An 18,905-nucleotide genomic window follows, 5' to 3' on the forward strand; every position below is an offset into this window, starting at 1 on the left:
GCGCCGGGCCGGGCCCGGCGCGCCCCCGGACGCCATGATGGGGCGATGGACTGCCTGTTCTGCCGGGTCGCGGCCGGCGAGGTGCCGGTCGAGACCGTCCTCGCCGACGAAGTCGTCCTCGCCTTCCTCGACCACCGGCCGCTGTTCCCCGGCCACCTGCTGGTGATCCCGCGCCGCCACGTCCCCACCCTGACCGACCTCACGGACGCGGAGACCGGCCCCTACTACACGCGGGTCCGGCTGCTGACGGCCGCCGTCGAGCGGGGCACGGGCGCGGCCGGGAGCTTCGTCGCGGCCAACAACCGGATCAGCCAGTCCGTCCCCCACCTGCACACGCACATCGTGCCCCGCAACCCCAAGGACGGGCTGCGCGGCTTCTTCTGGCCCCGCACCCACTACCGCGACGCCGCTCACGCGAGCGAGACGGCGGCCCGCATCCGCTCCGCCCTCTGACCCCACGGCCCTGCCCACCCCCCCACCCGATCACCCCACCGCCGTCGGGCACCAAAGACAACGCTGCGCGAGCGAGGGCCGCAGTACCGGAGCCGCCACCCCACCACCGACCGGACAGGCCACGCCACGGGAACGAGGGCTGCAGGCCGGAAGCGCCGCCACCACCGACCGGGCAGCCCGCGTTGCGGGTGCCACCACGTCCCGTCCACGCTTCGCCGGACCGCCGCGCGGAAGTCGCTCGATCCCCCCGGACACCCCCTCCCCGCCGGAGGCGCACCCCACCGTCCACCGGACCGGCCACGCCGCACGGGCGGGGGTCGTTACGTCTCGTCCGCGCTTCGCCGGACCGCCGTGCAGAAGGCGCGCGATCCCCCCAGACACCCCCTCCCCCGCCGGAGGCGCACCCCCCTCCCCGCCGAACCGGCCACGCCGCACGGGCAGGGGCCGTTGCGCCTCGTCCGCGCTTCGCCGGACCGCCGTGCGGACGTCGCGCGATCCTCCGAACTCCCCCTTCCCCCGGCGGAGGCGCGCCCCTACCGGGGGCCGGTTACGTCTCGTCTGTGGTGCCTCGGACTGTGGTGCGGAAGGCGATGGGGGTGGTGCCGGTGCGTTGGTGGAAGAACTTGGCGAAATTCGCGGCGTCGGCGAAGCCGAGGTGGTCGGCTATGCGGGCGGCGGGGGTGTCGCTGTGGGCGAGGAGGCGTTTGGCTTCGAGGACGACGCGGCGGTCGACGAATTCCTTGGCGCCGACGCCCGCGGCGGCGAGGGTGGCGCGGGAGAGGGTGCGCGGGGAGTAGCCGAGGGCTTTTGCGTAGTCCTCGACGCGGCGGGTGCGGGTGAAGTGGTGTTCGACGGCGTGCCGGAAGCGGCGGTAGGTCTCGCCGGGTTCGGCGGTGGTGGTCCCGCAGGGGGTCGCGGGGTTGGCGAGGCGCAGCAGGAGTGCGGCGAGCAGGTGGCGGAGCAGGGCGTGGTGGATGTCGGCGGGCAGGTCGGCGCCGGCGGCGTATTCCTGTTGGAGGTGGCGCAGCGCGTGCCGCAGGGCGTCGCGGGAGGTGCCGGTGGTGTGCAGGACGGCGGCGGCGAACGGGTCGTCGAGGTGGGCGGCGGCGACTGTCGCGGGGTCGGGGAAGCCGGGTTCGAAGAGGACGAGGGTGCCGTCGGCGTCGCCGAGTTCGCCCCACTGCTGGACCTGTCCGGGCCGGACCCAGAGCCAGCTGCCGGGGTGGACGGCGTGTTCGGTGAAGTCGACGGTGTGGTGGAGGGTGCCGCGGTCGAGGGTGAGCAGGTGGTGGAAGGCGGGCCGCTGGGGGCGGTGGAAGGCGCGGTCGGTGGCGGTGGCGCGGCGGGCGCGCAGTTCGGCGAGGGTCATCACTTCGACGCCGGTCGGTGCGCCGGGTGGCGCGGCGAAGGGGACCTCGGGGATCGTCGTCCCGGACGTCGGGTTGTCGCTGGCTCGCATGGTCACCACCCGCAGCCAGGCTACCTCCGGTGGATCTTCCGCCGGGAGGGCGGCGGTACGGTCGGTGGGGCAACGGGACGGGAGGGGTACGGGGATGGAGCGGCGTTCGACTTTGCACGATGTGGCGAGGGAGGCGGGGGTGAGTGCGAAGACGGTGTCGCGGGTGGTGAACGGGGACGGGCCGGTGGCGGCGGCGACCCGGGAGCGGGTGCTGGCGGTGATCCGGCAGACGGGCTTTCGGCCGAACCTGTTGGCGCGCAGTATCCGGACGGGCGGCCCGGATTCGACGGTGGGGCTGGTGGTGCCGGATCTGGGCAATCCGTTCTTCGGGGCGCTGGCGGGCGGGGTGGAGGAGGCGGCGCGGGCGCGTGGGCTGACGGTGCTGCTGGGGTGTTCGGCCGGTGATCCGGTGCGCGAGGCGGAGGTGGTGGGCGTCTTTCTGGCGCGTCGGACGGCCGCGCTGCTGGTGGTGCCGGCGGCGGGCGGGGAGGCGTTGGCGCAGGCCCGGGCGGCGGGGGTGCCGTTGGTGTTCGTGGACCGGCCGGGGCCGGACGCGGACTGTGTGCTGTCCTCGAACCGGGCGGGCGCCCGCGAGGGCGTGGCCCATCTGCTGGGCGCGGGGCATCGCCGGGTGGCGTTCCTGGGTGATCTGCCGCCGGAGCTGTACACCCGCCGGGAGCGCCTGGCGGGTTACCGGGACGCGCTGACGGAGGCGGGCGTCACTCCCGATGACGCACTTGTCGCGGAGGCCCGCACGGCGGCGGACGCGGAGCGTGCGGTGCTGCGGCTGCTGGCGCTGCCGGACGCGCCGACGGCGCTGTTCGCGTCCCATCTGAGCGCGGCGACGGGTGCGGTGCTGGCGCTGGGCCGGGCGGGCCGTCGCGAGGTCGCGCTGCTGGCGTTCGACGATCTGCCGCTCGCGGAGGTGCTGGATCCGCCGCTGTCGGCGGTCGCGCAGGCCCCGGCGGAGTTGGGTGCGGCGGCGGTGCGGCTGGCGCTGGCCCGGCTGGACGGGGACGCGACGCCGCCGCGCACCGAGACCGTTCCGACCCGGCTGGTGCTGCGCGGCACCCCCTTGACCGTCTGCCGGTAGCGGATGGAGGGTGGCCGCCACCATCGATCACCACCTCGAGGAGCGCGGATGGCCCCGCAGTTCGGCGACTACCAGAACGAGATCTACTTCGAGGCGCTGTTCGGTGTCGCGCCGAAGTACCCGATGACGTTCGCGGGCCTGGCGGAGCGGGCGCAGCAGGCGTTGGCGCCGGACCTGTGGTCGTACGTGGCGGGCGGCGCGGGTGACGAGCTCACCCAGCGGGCGAACGTCGCGGCGTTCGAGCGCTGGGGGCTGGTGCCGCGGATGCTGGTGGGCGCGAAGGAGCGGGACCTGCGGGTGGATCTGTTCGGTCTGGAGCTGGCGTCGCCGCTGTTCCTGGCCCCGGTCGGGGTGCTGGGGTTGTGCGCGCCGGACGGGCACGGGGATCTGGCGACGGCCCGGGCGGCGGCCCGTACGGGGGTGCCGATGGTGGCGTCGACGCTGTCGGTGGACCCGATGGAGCAGGTGGCGGCGGAACTGGGCGGCACGCCGGGCTTCTTCCAGCTGTACACGCCCACCGACCGGGCGCTTGCGGAGTCGCTGGTGCACCGGGCGGAGGCGGCCGGGTTCAGGGGCATCGTGGTGACGCTGGACACCTGGGTGACGGGCTGGCGGCCGCGTGACCTGGGCAGTGGGAGTTTCCCGCAGCTGCGCGGGCACTGTCTGGCGAACTACACCTCGGACCCGGTGTTCCGGGCCCGTCTCCAGGACCCGGACGGGGATCCGCGCGGCGCGGTGATGGACTGGGTGCAGATCTTCGGCAACCCGTTGACCTGGGACGATCTGCCGTGGCTGCGTTCGCTGACCTCGCTGCCGCTGATCCTGAAGGGCCTGTGCCACCCGGAGGACGTCCGGCGGGCGAAGGACGCGGGCGTGGACGGGATCTACTGCTCCAACCACGGCGGCCGGCAGGCGAACGGCGGGCTGCCGGCGCTGGAGTCGCTGGCCGAGGTGGTGGCGGCGGCGGACGGCCTGCCGGTGCTGTTCGACTCGGGTGTGCGCAGCGGCGCGGACGTGGTGAAGGCGCTGGCGCTGGGTGCGACGGCGGTCGGGGTGGGCCGGCCGTACGTGTACGGGCTGGCGCTGGGCGGCGAGGCCGGGGTGGTGCATGTGCTGCGGTCGCTGCTGGCGGAGGCGGATCTGCTGATGGCGGTGGACGGCTGTCCGTCGCTGGAGTCGCTGCGGGTGCCGGGGGCGCTGCGTCGCTGCTGAGGGCCGGTGCGCGCACCGCCGGGCTTATTGCGAGTCACTTGCAATAACGGAGTGCATGCAGCAGAGTGGGGCGGGCGGGGTCGTCCTCCGATCGTCTTCCCAACCGGCGCCCGCCGGGACACGGCGCCGGCCCCGCGCCGGCTTCCCCCGGCGCGTCAACAGAGCGGCAACCGCACCACCATGGTCTTGCCGCCGCCGTCCGGATCGGCCAGCGTCGCGGTACCGCCACCGGCGAGCTGCGCCAGCTCGTGCACCAGGTTCAGGCCCCAGCCGCCGCTGCCGTCCGGGTGCGGCGCCTGCGGGCGGTGCGGGCAGTGCGGGTGCCGGTCGTGCACCCGGACCGTCAACTCATCTGCCTCGAAGTCGAGTTGGAGTGTGGTGCGGGGCGATCGCACGGCCGCGTGCCGGACCGTGTTGGTGACCAGTTCGCTGACCACCAGCAGCACGGTGTCGGTCAGCGGATGGTCCGCGTCCAGGCCGCGGGCGGCCAGTTCGGCGCGCACACTGCGACGCGCCTCGGGCACGGACGCGGGCACGGTCGCCAGGCTCAGGCAGTACCGCACGGTCAGGGGTGGGTCCGCGACAGCCATGGTCGGTCCCTTCACAGCGGGGGCGACCGGGTCGGAGCGGGAGCGCCGTCGTGCGGCCGCGTCGGGGCTCGGCAGCCCTGCCCCGTCCGGAGGGACCGGACAGATTACCGTTAACCAGTACGGTAAGGCCGAAAGGCCCCGGATGCGGCGGCGGATGGTGGACAGTGGCCACAACTCGCCACCCCCGCTCGGCCCCTGAGGCCGGGTCGGACCGACGGCGTGTGTTAGGGCCTGCCCGGCCGATCTTGCCGGGCGCGCGACGCCGGATCATCCGCCCCCAGCCCTGGCTGCCCCCACCCCCAGCCCTGGCGGGCCAGGAGGTGACCCCACGGAAGCACCGGCAAACCATCCAAGTACACCCAGTACGAGGACGGTTCGCCGGCACTCCCGGCCGGGCGCGAAGTGGGGGATCTCGGGGGTGTATCCAGCACCACCCTCAAGACGGAAGCCTGCATGATCGAGCGTCAGGGCGGAACCGGGCAGGATCGTGCCCATGAACACCACCTCGAACCGCAAGCGCCGTATCAGCGCTGTCGCAATCCTGGGTCTCGCCGTATCAGTGGCCGCGACCGGCACCGGACTCGCCGCCACGGCCCCGCCCTCCACCGTGCACGCGACCGCCGCCACAGCTGTTGCCGCGCCCCCGCGGTCCTTCCAGGGCGCGCTCCCCGCGCCGACCGGCCCCTACGCCGCCGGCGAGGAGGTCATCCACCTCACCGACACGAGCCGTCTCGACCCATGGGTGCCGTCGTCCGGCCCCCGCCAACTGACCGTCACGATGGTCTACCCGGCCGTCCCCGGGACCGGGACTCCGGCCCCTTACATGACCCTCGGCGAGGCAGCCGGAATCGTCCAGCGGCAGAATTTGCCGGCGAGCTCCGGCGTCACCCCGCAGACCCTTTCCAGCGTCACCACTCACGCCTTCGACGGCGCGCGGCCGCAGCGCGGCAAGTATCCGCTGGTGGTCCTCTCACCCGCGTACGAGGACCCGCGCATCACGCTCACGGCGCTCGCGACCGACCTGGCCAGTCACGGCTACGTCGTCGCGCTCGTCGGCGACACCTACGAGGACAGCGGCGAGACGCTGGCGAACGGCCAGACGTCGCCGTGCGCGATCTGCGGTGACCCGACGCGGATCAACTCCATCCCCGCCAACCGCGCGCTGGACATGTCCTTCTTGATCGACCAGTTGACGCATGGCAATACCGCGTGGCGCCTGGCACACCTCATCGACAAGCACGAGATAGGCATGGCCGGACACTCCATCGGCGGAGCGGCGGCCGCCACCACGATGATCGCCGACCCGCGAGTACGGGCCGGAGTGAACATGGACGGCACCTTCCACCCGGAGCCGACGCCCGGCCAGATCAACCGGCCGTTCCTCATGCTGGGTACGACCACCAACACCGATTGGGAGCGCCCCTGGGCCGCCCTCGGCGGCTACAAGAAGTGGCTGACGGTCGCCGGCGCCGACCACCTCAGCTTCAGCGACCTGAACGTGCTTCTGGAGCAGGCCGGGTTCCCGACGCCGCCCCTCGACTCCGAACGTGGAATCGTGATCACGCGTGAGTACGTGACGGCGTTCTTCGACCAGACGCTGAAGAGGATCCACAGTCCGCTGCTGGACGGCCCCTCGCCGAACAATCCGGAAGTCCTCTTCCAGCACTAGCCAGGCAGCAGTTGCGTGACCGCTTGGGCGGGGGCCTGCGCCCGTGTTGCGTACTGGGCAGGTAGACGTTCGATCTCCAGGTGCTGAGCGGCGAGCCGGGAGAGGGCCAGCTGTCGGAATGTCATGAGTTCCTTGAGCTGCTTCTCCTGGGCTTGGCGGCCGACACGATCGATCGGACAGGCCCCGGCCGGCGTCAGATCGCGGGCGCGGTACCCGGGATCCGCTCGAACACCAGGTTGGTGCGGGTCTGCGCCACCGCCGGGTGGGTCGTCAGGTGCTCCACCACGAAGCAGCGCAGTGCCTCCGGGTCGGCCACTGCCACGTGCAGCAGGTAGTCCTCGCTGCCCGCCATGTGGAAGACCGCCAGCACTCCGGGCAGGTCCGGCGCGGCAGCGCGGAAGCTGCCGTTCTGCTCCCGGGTGTGCGCCCGCAGCCGCACCGAGATCATCGCCTGCAGCGGCAGCCCGACGGCCGGCAGGTCCACCTCCGCGTGGTAGCCGCGGATCACCCCGCGCTCGCGCAGCGCCCGCACCCGGGTCAGGCAGGTGGACGGGGCGATCCCGACCAGCTCGGCCAGCGCGTTGTTGGCCATCCGGGCGTTCGCCAGCAGCGCCCGGACGATCGCCCGGTCGGTCTCGTCCAGCGCCGCGCGGGCCCGTGGAATGTTCGGCACGGCACCAGCCTGGCGGCCCGCGTCGAACATTCGCAAGACCGCACCCGGCCCCTACCGAATGATCGATTACCGCTCTGGCCTTCGCCCGGCGGCAAGTTCACCATCAACGGCCATGAGCCGACTCGACACCAGAGCCGTGCACGCCGGCCGCGACGACCTCGCCGGCCTCGGCACGCACGTCCCCCCGCTCGACCTGTCCACCACCTACCCCGTGCCGGACCTCGCCGCCGGCGGCGACGCCTACCAGGCGCTGGCCACCGGCGGACGGCCGCCCGCCGAGGGCGGGCTGGTCTACCAGCGGCTGTGGAACCCCACCGTCGCCCGCTTCGAGCAGGCGCTGGCCGAACTGGAGGGCTGCGCCCAGGCGGTGGCCTTCTCCTCCGGCATGGCCGCGCTCACCGCCTGCCTGCTGGCCGCCGCCGCGGAGGGCCGCCGGCACGTGGTCGCGGTGCGCCCGCTGTACGGCGGCTCGGACCACCTGCTGGACTCCGGACTGCTCGGCACCGAAGTCACCTGGGCCACCCCCGGCACCGTCGCCGACGCCGTCCGCGCCGACACCGGGCTCGTCCTGGTGGAGACGCCCGGCAATCCCACCCTGGACCTGGTCGACCTGGCCGCGATCGCCCAACAGTGCGGCGACGCACCGCTGTTGGTCGACAACACCTTCGCCACTCCGGTGCTGCAGCGCCCCGCCGAGTTCGGCGCCGCGCTGGTGCTGCACTCCGCGACCAAGTCGATCGGCGGCCACGGCGACGTGCTGGCCGGCGCGGTTGCCTGCACCACCGAGTGGGCCGAGCGGCTGCGCCGGGTCCGCGCCGTCACCGGCGCGATCCTGCACCCGCTGGCCGGCTACCTGCTGCACCGCGGCCTGCAGACCCTGCCGCTGCGGGTCCGCGCCGCCTCGGCGAGCGCCGCCCGGCTCGCCGACTGGCTGGCCGAGCAGCCCGAGGTGACGGCCGTGCACTACCCCGGGCGCTCCGGCTCCCCGCTGCTGGGACGTCAACTCCTCGGCGGCGGAAGCACCTTGGCGTTCGAGGCGGCGGGCGGCTTCGAGCACGCGGCGGCGATCGCCGAGCGCTGCGAGCTGATCACCCACGCGGTCTCGCTCGGCGGCGTGGACACCCTGATCCAGCACCCGGCCTCGCTCACCCACCGCCCGGTCGCCGCCGCCCACAAGCCCGTCCCCGCGCTGCTGCGCCTGTCGGTCGGCCTGGAGGACCCGGCCGACCTGGAGGCGGACCTCGCCAAGGCGCTGCTCCGGTAGCAGGGGCGGCTCCCCCGCGGCCGCCCACCACGTGCCGATCGATCCGCACGAGGTGGCGGCCACCGGGGAGTTGACGCCCCGGCCGGGCCGGGACCGGATCAGCTCGCGGCGACCGTGCGCAGGTGGTTCAGCACCAGCGGGTCGATGCGGCCCGCGACCAGGCGGCCCTCGAGGTTCTCCACCCCGGCCCAGCGGTCGAGGTCGTCGTGGCCGAGCGCGGCGAGCAACGCGGCGACCTCGTCGGCGAGTTCACCGTCGAGCGCCAGCAGCGAGTCCGGGTCCGGGGTGCCGTGCAGGATCTCGTGCAGGGCGAGCAGGCGGCGCAGTTCGCCGACCGGGTCCGGGTGGTCCTCGACCCGCAGGTCGTGCGAGGTGTCGCCCCAGCCGCCGACGCCCTTGCCGGGCTCGACCGCGTACAGCGCGGCGCTCTGCCGGCCGCGGGAGTCGCCACCGGCCGCGTCGCCCGCCGCGAGGGCGGCCAACAGCCGGTCGGCGAGCGGGAGTTCGGCGGAGGCCAGCCAAGCGGACTCCATGTCGCGGACCACCTCGGGCCCGGCGAGGATGTTGCCCTGGATCGCGTAGTCCTGGCCGGCCACGCCGCCCGCCCAGGGCAGGCACTCCTCGCCGGTCCAGCTGACGGCGCTCTCGGGGCCGACCACGCCGAGCTGGCGGTGCACCCGGCCGCCGTCGGCGGCGAGCAGCGCCGCGACGGTGTCGGCGGGCGAGGCGCCGCTGCGCAGCATGGCCATGCCCTGCGGGCGGTAGGCGAGGTTGGCCCAGGCCTGGGTGGCGAGGGCGCCGGTGCCGGTCTCGGCGGCGGGAACGAGGGCGCCGACGGCGAGGAACTTGCTGGCCACGGCCACGCCATAGGCGTTTCCGTGCCGAGCGACGATGGAGAAGGTCACGACGGGCGACGATAGCTCTGCCGGAACCTTTCGTCCACGGTGAATCCCGGTTCGACACATTCCGTCAAGTCCCGCAAGTCCCACGGCGGGTGCCGGTCTCGTCCCCGGCACCCGCCGTCCGTCGTCCGCGCGACGGCTCAGAGATCGAACTTGGCGCGCTTGTCGGCGGGCACCAGGTCGACGTACTCGGGGTGCTTGGCGATCCAGCCGCGGATGAACGGGCAGTACGGCAGCACGCCCAGGCCGCGCTCGCGCGCCGTGTCGAGGACGGCGCGGGCCAGCTTGCCGCCCAGGCCCTGGCCCCCGAAGGCCGGGTCGATGACGGTGTGGACGAAGGCGATCCGCCCGCCGTCGCGGAGCTGGTACTCGGCGAATCCGGCCAGTCCGGCGTCGGTGCTGATCTCGAAGCGGGACTGCTCGGTGTTGTCGGTGACCTGGGGTTCCATCGGGCGCTGCTCCTCGTTCTCGGGGGTTCCTGGGGTCTTGGGGCTTGCCGGGCCTCGGGGCTTGCCGGGGCTCGGGTCGCCGGGGGCTCGTCGCAAGATACGGGCGCGGTGGCCCGTCAGTGTGCTCGCAGCGCAGCGAGTTGTTGCTCGAAGGGCACAACCTGCTCGGCCTGCCGGGTCGCGGCGGGCCGCCCGGCCAGCAGGGCCGCGAGTTCGCGGGCGGCGCGGTCGATCCGGCCGGCGAGCGAGCCGTCGGCCCCGTTCGCGCCCCAGTCCTCAGAGGCGGCGAAGACCGCGGTGGGGACGACCACGGCACGCAGGTGGGCGAAGAGCGGACGCATCGCGTGTTCGAGGGCGAGGCTGTGCCGGGCGGTGCCACCGGTGGCGGCGATCAGCACGGGCGTGCCGGTCAGCGCGTCCTTGCCGAGGACGTCGACGAAGGACTTGAACAGGCCGCTGTAGGAGGCCGAGAAGATCGGCGTGACGGCGATCAGGCCGTCCGCCTCCTCGACCGCCCGGACGGCGTCGCGCAGCGCGGGCGGCGGGAAGCCGGTGATCAGGTTGTCGGCGATGTCCCGGGCGAGTTCCCGCAGTTCGACCACCCGGACGTCCACCTCCCGTCCGGCATCGCCCGGTTCACGGGCGGCGGCGCCCGGTTCGCCGGTGGTGGCGCCCAGTTCGCGGGCGGCGGCGCCAACCAGGCGGTCGGCGAGCAGCCGGGTGGAGGAGGGGACGGAGAGTCCGGCCGTCACCACGACCAGTTTCAGCGCGCTCACTTGGCGACCTCTCCGCTCCGACGTGCCGCCACCAGCGCGGCGTGGGTGGGCCCGTCGGGGACCTCGGCGGGGCGATTCTTGGCGAACTCCTTGCGCAGCACGGGAACGACCTCCTCGCCGAGCAGGTCGAGTTGCTCCAGGACGGTCTTCAGCGGCAGGCCGGCGTGGTCCATCAGGAACAGCTGGCGCTGGTAGTCGCCGAAGGTCTCGCGGAAGGTCAGGGTCTTCTCGATGACCTCCTGCGGGCTGCCGACGGTGAGCGGGGTCTGCTCGGTGAACTCCTCCAGCGAGGGCCCGTGGCCGTAGACCGGGGCGTTGTCGAAGTACGGGCGGAACTCCCGTACGGCGTCCTGGGAGTTCTTGCGCATGAAAACCTGCCCGCCGAGGCCGACGATCGCCTGCTCGGGGGTGCCGTGGCCGTAGTGGGCGTAGCGGGTCCGGTAGAGGTCGACCAGGCGCTGGAAGTGTTCCTTGGGCCAGAAGATGTTGTTGGCGAAGAAGCCGTCGCCGTAGTAGGCGGCCTGTTCGGCGATCTCGGGGCTGCGGATGGAGCCGTGCCAGACGAACGGCGGGGTGTCGTCGAGCGGGCGCGGGGTGGAGGTGAAGGACTGCAGCGGGGTGCGGAAGCGGCCCTGCCAGTCGACGTTCTCCTCGCGCCAGAGCTGGTGCAGCAGCGCGTAGTTCTCGATGGCGAGCGGGATGCCCTGGCGGATGTCCTTGCCGAACCACGGGTAGACCGGGCCGGTGTTGCCGCGGCCGAGCATCAGATCGACCCGGCCGTCGGCGACGTGCTGGAGCATCGCGTAGTCCTCGGCGATCTTCACCGGGTCGTTGGTGGTGATCAGCGTGGTCGCGGTGGAGAGCACGATCCGCTCGGTCTTCGCCGCGATCCAGCCGAGCATGGTGGTCGGCGAGGACGGCACGAACGGCGGGTTGTGGTGCTCGCCGGTGGCGAAGACGTCGAGGCCGACCTCCTCCGCCTTGAGCGCGATGGCGACCATCGCCTTGATCCGCTCCCCCTCGCTGGGGGTCCGACCGGTGGTCGGGTCGGTGGTCACGTCGCCGACGCTGAAAATGCCGAACTGCACCGCGCTCAACTCCCTCTTGGTTGATTCAACATTCAACCACTCGCTGCAACGAGACGCCACCCTGCCCTATTCCCGCCAGGATTCCCCCTCGGCTGACCGAAACGCCGACACTCTCGGCAGCTGATCGGACACGCAGAGTTGACTGATGGTCAGGCATTCCGCTTACCTGATGCACGCCTTCGGGCGCGGACCGTCACCGGCCGCGCCGCTGCGCCCTCCCTGCCGTCCACCTCCCACCGGAGTGTCCGTGCGCCTGCGCCAGTTCCTCGCCCCGCTCGTCGCCACCGTCGCCCTGCTCGCCACCGCCGCGCCGGTCGCGTCCGCCGCGACCCCCACCGAGCTGCGGATCACCGTCACCACCGAGTGCTCCGCCGATTTCCAGCACGGCGACTCCCGGCTCGGCCCCGCCCAGCTGCCCAACGCCGGAGCGGTCGGCCACCAGCTGATCGGCTACCTGCGCACCGGGCTGATGAGCGAGCAGCAGTTCCTGAACACGTACTACGACAGCGCGGCCGGCAGCTGGAAGTACCCGCCGTCCAACGGCTACCTGCTGACGCCCGACGGCACCCCCATCGAGTACAACACCACCCTCAGCCCCGGCCAGGCGATCGACCGCTACGGCAGCGAGTACGGCTCCTTCCTCGCCCCCGAGGGCCTGCCGTACGCCACCCGCTCGATCCCGCCGTCCAGCCTCGACGGCAACCCGGCGGCGGGCTGCAACTACCACGACTACCGGGTGCTGAAGGCGTTCACCGTGCACTCCGGCCCGATCGCCCCCTGGTTCGGGCAGCCCGGCCTCGGCCTCCAGTACCAGCTGGACGCCGCGCTGGTGCCCGGGGCGCCGGAGCGGATCAACGTCGGCTGGCTGGTGACCAACGGCTACCTGGAGCGGCTGGTCTGAGCCGGGCTCAACTCTTCGCTTCCGGAATCCCGTTCAGGGCCTGGTCGAGCCAGGCCAGCCAGAACGACTCCAGCTGGATGCCCGCCTGCAGCACCGTGTGCTGCAGGCGGTTCTCCGTCTCCGCCCGCTCCGGCGGGAAGTCGCGGGCCTCGATCTCCAGGTACTCCGCCAACTGGGCCCGGTGCAGCTCCCGGTGGCGCGCCAGCTCCGCCTCCAGGCCGTCCACGCCGAGCACCGCCGCGGCGCGCAGCCGCAGCAGCAGCGGGTCCCGGATCGGCTTCGGGTCCTGCGCCTGCCCGACCCACTCGCGCAGCCGCTCCCGCCCCGCCGGCAGCACCTCGTACTCCTTGCGCTGCCCGCGCCCCACCCCCGGCCCCGAGGCCCGCACCAGCCCCTCGCGTTCCAGCCGCCCCAGCTCGCGGTAGATCTGCTGGTGCGTCGCCGACCAGAAGAACCCGATCGACCGGTCGAACCGCCGGGTCAACTCCAGCCCCGAGGACGGCTTCTCCAGCAGGGCGGTGAGGATCGCGTGCGGCAGTGACATGCGGCCGATCGTACGGGCCGCGCGTCGCCGCGCATGCCTCGGCGCCGCGGTGGGCAGCGATGGGGGCGTCGGGAAAGCGCGGTCGGGGGTCTTGTGCCGCTCCAACTCCTGGCGAAATACTCCCGGATAGCGCTTGTCAGGGGCAGATCAGAACTGGGGCCGGGAGTCGACCGGTCCGCGATCTCCGCCTGCCCGCGCCTCACGGCCCGTCAGTTGTCCGGGCCTCCCCCACCCCTCAGGAGGAGAACTGTGAGGACCACGCGCACCACCCCCACGCCCCCGTCCCGCACCCGCGGACGCCTGCTCGCCGTCACCGTCGCCCTCGCCGCGGCGACCGCCCTCGCGGCGCCGAGCGCGATCGCGGCCGCCCCCGCTGCCGACGCCGGCACGCTGGCCCAGGTCAGCAACGCGGTCGAGCAGACCGGGGTCAACGGCATCGCCTGGCACACCGACCAGGCCACCGGCCAGGTCGTCGTGACGGCCGACAGCAGCGTCAGCCCCGCCGCGCTCGCCAAGCTCGGCAAGGCCGCCGGGACGCAGCACCTCAGGATCGAGCGCACAGCAGGAACGTTCAACCCGCTGCTTTCGGCCGGCGCGGCCATCTACGGTGGCGGCTACCGGTGTTCGCTGGGCTTCAACGTGGTCAAGGGCGGCGTCTACTACTTCCTGACCGCCGGGCACTGCGGCAACCTCGCCGGCACCTGGTACAGCAACTCCGGCCAGACCACCACGGTCGGAACCACCGTCAGCTCCAACTTCCCGGGCACCGACTACGCGCTGGTGAAGTACAGCAGCGCCTCGGCCAGCCACCCCGGCGGCTACTCGGCGGCCAGCGCGTACGTCGGCGAGTCCGTCAAGCGCACCGGCTCCACCACCGGCACCCACGGCGGCACCGTCACCGCCCTGAACACCACCGTCCGCTACTCCGACGGCAGCACGGTCCGCGGCCTGATCCAGACCAACGTCTGCGCCGAGGGCGGCGACTCCGGCGGCCCCCTCTACGACGGCACCAAGGCCCTCGGCCTCACCTCCGGCGGCAGCGGCAACTGCACCACCGGCGGCACCACGTTCTTCCAGCCCGTCACGGCGGCGGCCGCGGCGTACGGCGTCTCGCTGTACTGACGCACCGCACATGCCCGCAGCCCCCTCGGACCGGCAGGCCGAAGGGGCTGCGGCGTGACGGCGTCCGCCGGCCCGGCCGCCGCTCAGCGCGACAACAGGGCGTGGACCTCGCGGGGCTTCACCTCGCGCTCGTCGAACACCACCGCCTCACCGCACTCGCGGCCCACGGCGGCGAACGCGTCCTGGAACGCCTGCTGGGACTCGAACGCGCCCGTGGTGACGACGGCGTCGCCCTCGGGGGTGACCCAGACCTCGACCCGCAGAAGCCCCGGCTGCTTGCCCAGCACTGCACGGACCTGGTGGCAGCGGCCGACGAACTCCTCGACGTACTCCGGCTTCGGGTAGTGGAACGCGATGAAACCGAACGACATGGCGATGCCCTTCTCGCATTGTGCGACTGCGTATAACGAGAGCTTAGGCGCGCTGTACGCCACCGCACAACGGGCGGGCCTGTGAAGTGGACCACGCGACGGGCCGAGTGCGCTCACCGCGCGAAAAGCGGGGCGGGGAGGGCTTGTTGGCGCCGGCCTCGGGCGGAGTGGGTGCCGGTTTCGGGCGGAGTGGGTGCCGGTTTCGGGGGGCGCGGGCGTCGGCCTCGGGCAGCGCGGGTGCGCCAGGGTCACCTCGCACCCGCGCCTGCGCCGCCTCGCCGTGCCCAGTGGCGGACGGCGAAGTCGAGGCCCGCAGCCCGCTCGCGGAGGCCGGGCGCGGCCGGACGCGGGGACGATGCGCCGGCGGGCACCGCCCTCCGCTCGGACGACGGTGCCCGGTGTCCCTCGGCGAACGGCGCTGCGGGCAAGTCGGGCAGGTCGGGCAGCGCCTGGATCCGTGCCTAACCGGCTGCCGGGCGGCGTCCCCAGGCCGAGATGAGCGGTGCGAGTGTCAGGTCGAGTTCGCCCGCGGCGATGGCGGCCAGGTGTGCGTCGATCTCGGCGTCGTCGGTCAGGCCGGCCGCGAGCAGTTCCCCGCGCACGTGGCGGATGGTCGCGGCCTCCAGCCGGTCGCAGGCCGGGCCGCCGACCGGGAAGGTGCCCGAGGCGGCGACGTCCACCAGGCCGGCCTCGCGCAGCGCCCGTGGCAGTGTCCGGCCGTAGCGCAGGTCGGCGCCCCGGCGTGCCAGCAGTTCCCGGACGGCGTCGCGCAGTCGGTTGGCCCGCCGCTGTGCGGGGCCGCTCTCGTCCAGGCAGGCCAGTGGTTGCAGGGCGGTGTCGGCGTCCTCGATCAGCAGCCAGCCGCCGGGCTTCAGCGCTGCCACCATCGTGGCCAACGCCCGGGCCCGGTCGGGTACATGGACCAGCACGAGCCGGGCGTGCACCAGGTCGAACGTCCCCGGCTCCGGGGGCGGATCAGCGACGACGTCGTGCTTGCGCACCTCGTACCCCTCGCCGGTCTTCAGCCACGACGGGTCGATGTCCGTGGCCAGCACGTGCCCGGTCGGGCCGACGGCCGCCGCGAGCGCCTCCGGGATGCCGGGGCCACCGGCCCCCACCTCCCAGCAGCGCGAACCGGCCCCGACCCCCAACCGCTCGAAGTGTCCGCGCGTCACACCGTCGAACAGCTCGGCCAGCCAGACGAATCGCTCACCCGCCTCGGCACGCGCGTTGTCCAGCAGGTACCCGCGGGCGGGAGCGGACTCCCCGTCGGGCGTGGTGGTCCTGGCAGTGGGATCCGGTCGGCCATCGCCGTGCGGCGGGCGGGGCGTGGAAGTCATGACTCCATGGTCAACCTTCTTGGGCCACAGGCGCCATGATCGCGGGCGAGGGGTGCCTCACAGCACGTCCCGCTGACGGCCGACCGTCGTTGTTGGGAAGGCCCTACGGCGTGCGCGGAACGGGGATGTACCTGGTGAGCGCGGGCGCCGAGAGGTGGTCCGGCGGGTCGGTTCCGGCCGCCGTGAACGAGGAGTCGGCGCGACGGGGCCACTCGACCGGACGGGCTGGTGCCGGTGCCGCTCGACGAGGTGACCGCGCCGCCGGGGGAACCTCCCGGGCAGCTCCGGCACCATTCAACTGACCGACCGGCTCCCGGACTTCGGGGAATCCCCGCACAACCTCCTCGGCCGGACCGGCCGCTGGACGCGGGACCTGGCCGACGCGATGCACCTGCGGGTGGCCCGGCACTGCCTGCGACCGGGCCACCCGCTCACCAACTACTGACGTGGCGTCAGAGCGCCGCCGCCAGGCGGGTGCCCTGGTCGATGGCGCGCTTGGCGTCGAGCTCGGCAGCGAGGTCGGCGCCACCGATCAGGTGGGGGTCGATGCCGCGTTCGCGGAGGGCGTCGAGGAGGTCGCGGCGGGGTTCCTGACCGGCGCAGAGGACGATGGTGTCGACGGGGAGGACCTGTTCGGTGCCGTCCACGACCAGGTGCAGGCCGGCGTCGTCGATGCGGCGGTACTCGACGCCGGGGACCATCACGACGCCGCGGTGGCGCAGTTCGGTGCGGTGGATCCAGCCGGTGGTCTTGCCGAGGCCGGCGCCGATCTTGCCGGTCTTGCGCTGGAGCAGGTGGACGCTGCGCGGGACGGCGGGGCGGGTGGGAGCGGTCAGGCCGCCGGGGGTGGTGTGCTCGGCGTCGACGCCCCACTTGGCGAGGAAGTCGTCGGTGCCCGGGTCGGTGAGGTATTCGGCCACGTCGAAGCCGATGCCGCCCGCGCCGATCACGGCGACGCGGTCGCCGACCTTGGCGCCGTCGCGCAGCACGTCGAGGTAGCCGAGCACGCTGGGGTGGTCGATGCCGTCGATCTCGGGAACGCGCGGGGTGACGCCGGTGGCGAGCACGACCTCGTCCCAGCCGGTCAGGGCGTCCGCGTCGGCGAGCGTGTTGAGGCGCAACTCGACGCCGGTGCGCGCCAGTTCGTGCCGGTAGTAGCGCAGGGTCTCGTCGAACTCCTGCTTGCCGGGGACGCGGCGGGCGACGTTCAGCTGTCCGCCGATCTCGCTCGCGGCGTCGAACAGGGTGACCTGGTGGCCGCGGTCGGCGGCCGAGACGGCGAACGCGAGGCCGGCCGGGCCGGCACCGACCACGGCGATGCGCTTGCGCAACCGGGTGGGGGCGAGGACGAGTTCGGTCTCGTGGCAGGCGCGCGGGTTGACCAGGCAGGAGGTGATCTTCGCGCTGAAGGTGTGGTCGAGGCAGGCCTGGTTGCAGCCGATGCAGGTGTTGATGGCCTCGGGGGTTCCGGCGGCGGCCTTGTTGACGAAGGCGGCGTCGGCGAGCATCGGGCGGGCCAGCGAGACCAGGTCGGCGTGGCCGGTGGCGAGCAACTCCTCGGCGAGTTCCGGGGTGTTGATCCGGTTGGTGGTGACCAGCGGGATGCCCACCTTGCCCATCAGCTTCTTGGTGACCCAGGCGAACGCGCCGCGCGGGACGGAGGTGGCGATGGTGGGGATGCGGGCCTCGTGCCAGCCGATGCCGGTGTTGATGATGGTGGCGCCGGCCGCCTCGATCTCCTCCGCGAGCCGGACGACCTCGTCGAAGGTGGAGCCGCCGGGCACCAGGTCGAGCATGGACAGCCGGTAGACCAGGATGAAGTCCGCGCCGACCCGCTCGCGCACCCGGCGGACGATCTCGATCGGGAAGCGCATCCGGTTCTCGTACGAGCCGCCCCAGCCGTCGGTGCGGTGATTGGTCTGCCGGGCGATGAACTCGTTGATCAGGTAGCCCTCGGAGCCCATGATCTCCACGCCGTCGTACCCGGCGGAGCGGGCGAGTTCGGCGCAGCGCGCGAAGTCCTCGATGGTCTGCTCGATCTGCTCCTCGGTCAGCTCGTGCGGGACGAACGGGCTGATCGGGGCCTGCAGGGCGGACGGGGCGACCAGGTCCTGGTGGTACGCGTAGCGGCCGAAGTGCAGGATCTGCAGGGCGATCTTGCCGCCCTCGGCATGCACGGCGTCGGTGATCACGCGGTGTTCGGCGGCCTCCTGCTCGGTGGTGAGCTTGGCGCCGCCGGACCACGGCCGCCCCGCCTCGTTGGGCGCGATGCCGCCGGTGACGATCAGGCCGACGCCGCCGCGGGCGCGCTCCGCGTAGAACGCGGCCATCCGCTCGAAGCCGTTCGCGGCCTCCTCCAGGCCGACGTGCATGGAACCCATCACCACCCGGTTCCGCAGCGTGGTGAAGCCCAGGTCGAGCGGGGCCAGCAGGTGGGGGTACGCAGCAGTCATCGACGCCTCCGGTCAGGATTTGTTACCCAACGGTAGGGGGCGGCGGACTTTCTCTGCAACTAGTTGCACAAAGCTCTGGGCGGCTCGGCTCTGGGCGTCTCGCCTCTGGACGTTCAGCTCTGGGCGGCTCGGCTCGGCGATAGAGTCGGGATATGAGCACGGACGAGGCGAGCGTACGGATCGACAGCTGGATCTGGGCGATCCGGCTGATCAAGACCCGCTCGGCGGCGGGCGCGGCCTGCCGGGCCGGGCACGTGAAGGTGAACGGGGCCACCGCGAAGCCCGCGCAGCACGTCAAGCCCGGCGACGACGTACGGGTGCGGGTCGAGGGCCGGGAGCGGATCGTTCAGGTGGTCCGGCCGATCGCCAAGCGGGTCGGCGCGCCCGTCGCCGAGACCTGCTACGTCGACCACAGCCCCCCGCCGCCGCCCCGCACCGAGCGTCCCGCCGAGATCGGTCTGCGCGACCGCGGCGCCGGACGGCCCACCAAGCGCGACCGGCGCGACCTGGACAAGTTGCGCGACGGCTATCGCCCCTACTTCTGAT

The 18,905-nt window shown here is 73.0% G+C and carries 19 protein-coding genes; 8 read left to right on the forward strand and 11 right to left on the reverse strand.

Going from position 1 to position 18,905, the window contains the following annotated elements; genetic code table 11:
* Positions 1-45: 45 nt before the first annotated feature.
* Positions 46-453: an HIT family protein gene (locus ACFV18_RS00005; protein ID WP_380478296.1), complete on the forward strand. Its 408-nt coding sequence runs from the start codon at positions 46-48 to the stop codon at positions 451-453.
* Between the two features lie 547 nt (positions 454-1,000).
* Here the strand turns inward: ACFV18_RS00005 and ACFV18_RS00010 are convergent.
* Positions 1,001-1,912, reverse strand: a complete 912-nt coding sequence (locus ACFV18_RS00010; protein WP_380477837.1) for a helix-turn-helix domain-containing protein — start codon at positions 1,910-1,912, stop codon at positions 1,001-1,003.
* Between the two features lie 94 nt (positions 1,913-2,006).
* Between ACFV18_RS00010 and ACFV18_RS00015 the strand changes: the two genes are divergently transcribed.
* Positions 2,007-3,005, forward strand: coding sequence for a LacI family DNA-binding transcriptional regulator (locus ACFV18_RS00015; RefSeq protein ID WP_380477838.1), 999 nt, complete (start codon positions 2,007-2,009; stop codon positions 3,003-3,005).
* A 48-nt stretch (positions 3,006-3,053) separates the two neighbouring features.
* Positions 3,054-4,217, forward strand: coding sequence for an alpha-hydroxy-acid oxidizing protein (locus tag ACFV18_RS00020; RefSeq protein ID WP_380477840.1), 1,164 nt, complete (start codon positions 3,054-3,056; stop codon positions 4,215-4,217).
* Positions 4,218-4,372: 155 nt separating this feature from the next.
* Here ACFV18_RS00020 and ACFV18_RS00025 read toward each other — a convergent pair whose 3' ends face one another.
* Entirely contained in the window at positions 4,373-4,807 is a 435-nt protein-coding gene (locus ACFV18_RS00025; protein WP_380477842.1) for an ATP-binding protein, read from the reverse strand.
* A gap of 493 nt (positions 4,808-5,300) precedes the next feature.
* Here ACFV18_RS00025 and ACFV18_RS00030 point away from each other — a divergent pair, with 493 nt between their 5' ends.
* Complete coding sequence (locus tag ACFV18_RS00030; protein WP_380477844.1) at positions 5,301-6,476, forward strand: alpha/beta hydrolase family protein; 1,176 nt, start codon at positions 5,301-5,303, stop codon at positions 6,474-6,476.
* Positions 6,477-6,669: 193 nt separating this feature from the next.
* Here the strand turns inward: ACFV18_RS00030 and ACFV18_RS00035 are convergent, their stop codons facing one another.
* Positions 6,670-7,149, reverse strand: a complete 480-nt coding sequence (locus tag ACFV18_RS00035) for an Lrp/AsnC family transcriptional regulator (protein WP_380477846.1) — start codon at positions 7,147-7,149, stop codon at positions 6,670-6,672.
* A gap of 112 nt (positions 7,150-7,261) precedes the next feature.
* Here ACFV18_RS00035 and ACFV18_RS00040 point away from each other — a divergent pair, with 112 nt between their 5' ends.
* Positions 7,262-8,413: a trans-sulfuration enzyme family protein gene (locus ACFV18_RS00040; RefSeq protein WP_380477848.1), complete on the forward strand. Its 1,152-nt coding sequence runs from the start codon at positions 7,262-7,264 to the stop codon at positions 8,411-8,413.
* 98 nt (positions 8,414-8,511) lie between these two features.
* Here ACFV18_RS00040 and ACFV18_RS00045 read toward each other — a convergent pair whose 3' ends face one another.
* The 4 genes from ACFV18_RS00045 to ACFV18_RS00060 all read right to left on the reverse strand — a co-directional run bounded on the left by ACFV18_RS00045 (position 8,512) and on the right by ACFV18_RS00060 (position 11,628).
* Positions 8,512-9,318: a DUF1028 domain-containing protein gene (locus tag ACFV18_RS00045; RefSeq protein WP_380477849.1), complete on the reverse strand. Its 807-nt coding sequence runs from the start codon at positions 9,316-9,318 to the stop codon at positions 8,512-8,514.
* 137 nt (positions 9,319-9,455) lie between these two features.
* Positions 9,456-9,764 (reverse strand): GNAT family N-acetyltransferase, encoded by a 309-nt coding sequence (locus ACFV18_RS00050; RefSeq protein ID WP_380477851.1) that lies wholly within the window; start codon positions 9,762-9,764, stop codon positions 9,456-9,458.
* Positions 9,765-9,880: 116 nt separating this feature from the next.
* Positions 9,881-10,540 carry a CE1759 family FMN reductase gene (locus tag ACFV18_RS00055; protein ID WP_380477853.1) on the reverse strand — a complete coding sequence of 220 codons (660 nt, stop codon included), beginning with the start codon at positions 10,538-10,540 and terminating at the stop codon, positions 9,881-9,883.
* On the reverse strand, positions 10,537-11,628 hold the full coding sequence (locus ACFV18_RS00060; RefSeq protein WP_380477855.1) for an LLM class flavin-dependent oxidoreductase: 1,092 nt from the start codon (positions 11,626-11,628) through the stop codon (positions 10,537-10,539). Before ACFV18_RS00060 ends, ACFV18_RS00055 begins: the two co-directional genes overlap by 4 nt.
* 247 nt (positions 11,629-11,875) lie before the next feature.
* Between ACFV18_RS00060 and ACFV18_RS00065 the strand changes: the two genes are divergently transcribed.
* Positions 11,876-12,529, forward strand: coding sequence for a TNT domain-containing protein (locus ACFV18_RS00065; RefSeq protein WP_380477857.1), 654 nt, complete (start codon positions 11,876-11,878; stop codon positions 12,527-12,529).
* A gap of 7 nt (positions 12,530-12,536) precedes the next feature.
* On the opposite strand, the gene ACFV18_RS00070 is transcribed toward ACFV18_RS00065, so the two are convergent.
* Positions 12,537-13,073, reverse strand: a complete 537-nt coding sequence (locus ACFV18_RS00070; protein ID WP_380477859.1) for a PadR family transcriptional regulator — start codon at positions 13,071-13,073, stop codon at positions 12,537-12,539.
* A 249-nt stretch (positions 13,074-13,322) separates the two neighbouring features.
* Here ACFV18_RS00070 and ACFV18_RS00075 point away from each other — a divergent pair, with 249 nt between their 5' ends.
* Positions 13,323-14,195 (forward strand): S1 family peptidase, encoded by an 873-nt coding sequence (locus tag ACFV18_RS00075; protein WP_380477861.1) that lies wholly within the window; start codon positions 13,323-13,325, stop codon positions 14,193-14,195.
* 83 nt (positions 14,196-14,278) lie between these two features.
* Here the strand turns inward: ACFV18_RS00075 and ACFV18_RS00080 are convergent, their stop codons facing one another.
* From ACFV18_RS00080 to ACFV18_RS00090, 3 genes are all read right to left on the reverse strand, one after another.
* On the reverse strand, positions 14,279-14,566 hold the full coding sequence (locus tag ACFV18_RS00080) for an antibiotic biosynthesis monooxygenase (RefSeq protein WP_380477863.1): 288 nt from the start codon (positions 14,564-14,566) through the stop codon (positions 14,279-14,281).
* 461 nt (positions 14,567-15,027) lie between these two features.
* Positions 15,028-15,906 (reverse strand): methyltransferase domain-containing protein, encoded by an 879-nt coding sequence (locus tag ACFV18_RS00085; protein ID WP_380477865.1) that lies wholly within the window; start codon positions 15,904-15,906, stop codon positions 15,028-15,030.
* Positions 15,907-16,358: 452 nt separating this feature from the next.
* Complete coding sequence (locus ACFV18_RS00090; RefSeq protein WP_380477867.1) at positions 16,359-18,359, reverse strand: FAD-dependent oxidoreductase; 2,001 nt, start codon at positions 18,357-18,359, stop codon at positions 16,359-16,361.
* 152 nt (positions 18,360-18,511) lie between these two features.
* On the opposite strand from ACFV18_RS00090, the gene ACFV18_RS00095 reads away from it, so the two are divergent.
* Entirely contained in the window at positions 18,512-18,904 is a 393-nt protein-coding gene (locus ACFV18_RS00095; protein ID WP_380477869.1) for an RNA-binding S4 domain-containing protein, read from the forward strand.
* The last annotated feature ends 1 nt before the right edge of the window (position 18,905 follow it).

Source organism: Kitasatospora sp. NPDC059673, assembly GCF_042734215.1.
Lineage (GTDB): Bacteria > Actinomycetota > Actinomycetes > Streptomycetales > Streptomycetaceae > Kitasatospora.